Origin of the sequence: Collinsella sp. TM06-3 (assembly GCF_003436395.1) — a bacterium.
GTDB lineage: Bacteria > Actinomycetota > Coriobacteriia > Coriobacteriales > Coriobacteriaceae > Collinsella.
The window spans coordinates 1-1,540 of the sequence record NZ_QSPG01000048.1 but is presented as its reverse complement, the minus strand read 5'-3'; the positions used below and the strand labels follow the sequence as shown (position 1 = coordinate 1,540).

The 1,540-nt window shown below is 70.8% G+C and carries 1 protein-coding gene; it reads right to left on the bottom strand.

The window, feature by feature from the left end; genetic code table 11:
- Window positions 1–286: 286 nt before the first annotated feature.
- On the bottom strand, window positions 287–1,408 hold the full coding sequence (locus DXD56_RS09925; RefSeq protein WP_117641087.1) for an IS110 family transposase: 1,122 nt from the start codon (window positions 1,406–1,408) through the stop codon (window positions 287–289).
- Window positions 1,409–1,540: the final 132 nt, after the last annotated feature.

Here is a 1,540-nt window from a genome sequence, read left to right as displayed (position 1 = left end):
CTCGCTCATATGACCCAATCCACTGTCAAGGGCCACAATGGCCCCGCCGACCGCTTGCAATCGGTCGGCGGGGCCTGCCGTTAAACCCGTCCCGGTCCGCCCCCGGCATGTCATCGACGCCTTCGGCTCAGTCTCATATCCGCGGATACCGCTCCGGCGGCCCGCAATCCTCTCCTTCGGCGGGGTTCCCCTAGTCTGTCTTCGCGCATGCGGCGGCCGCCGCGCGCACAGCGAGAACGGGGGTGTCCCCGAAGGCTGCCCGGCTCGCCGGGACGGGGGCTTATGTCTATTCCGCGCCCTCCCGGCACATCGTGCCGAGGGCCCACAGCCACCTCACGAGCTCGGCCGCGGTGGCCGCGTTCGCCTTCGCCTGCGGCATCCCGCGGGCGATCATCTCCTCGCGGCGGCGCAGGAGCCTCTCGGACCCCTTCCTCCCGTGCATCCTTATCTCGAGGGGCACGCCGGAGCCCTTGGGCATCAGCTTCGGCTGGTGGCCGGCCTGGGCGTAGCACCAGGACCCCTCGACAGCCAGCTTCCTGACGAGCGCGTTGCCGGCCCCGCTGATTCCGCCGAGGCGCACGGAGTCCGCGCTCGACCTCTGCTTCGGGGCGAGGCCGAAGTAGGCCGTCACCTGCCTGCCGGAGCGGAACCTCGAGAAGTCGCCGACCTCGGACGCGAAGGCGGCGGCGAGCGCGAACCCGCACCCCTTGATCGACTGGAGCGCCTCGACCTCGGCCGAGAGGGGGCCCGCCGCGACGGCGGCCCTGTATTCGGCGAGGAGGGCCTCCCTCGTCTCGTCGGCCGCCTCGACCTCGTTCCTCAGCGCCGCAAGCGCCCGGATGCCGCCGTCGTCGGCGGGGTGTATGCCGTCGAGCCACCTGAGGAAGCCGTACGTCCAGTACTTCCGGGGGTTGCCGGCCGGCGTCGTGCCGCCGTAGACATAGCCGCGGCGGGCTAGGAACGCCAGGAGCCGCTGCTTCGCCGCCGCGAGCCTCGCGGTCGCCGCGTCGTGGGCGGCGGCGAGGTCCCTGAGCCCCTCGATCTCGGGGGACGGCACCCATACCGGGGTGACGTCGTGCGACAGTATCGCCTTGGCCATCCTGGCCGCGTCGTTGCGGTCGTTCTTGGACGAGAGGTCGGCAGCCGACCTCGGGACCTTGGAGACGGCCGCGACGACGCAGTCGACGCCGAGCCCGGAGAGCTCCCTTTGCGGGGCGAAGCCGAGGTAGCCGCTCTCGTAGGCGGCGAGCGACGGGCCGGGGAAGCCCGACATCCACTCCGCGACCTCGCCCCAGGGGTTGCCGCGGAACCTCCTCGTCACGGCCTCGCCCGTCTCCGCGTCGAGCGCGCAGACGGTGGTGGACCTGAGGTGTACGTCCATTCCGAAGGCGGTAGAATATCTAGGCACGGGAGCCTCCCAACCTCGTTGCGGCGCGGCTGCGCCTCTGGCACTTCAACAACATTGTCGCAGCCCCGACCCGCGGTCACGAGCGGGGGCTCCTGTCGTTTCCGTGCCCCTGGATTGGGTCATAGTGTCTGT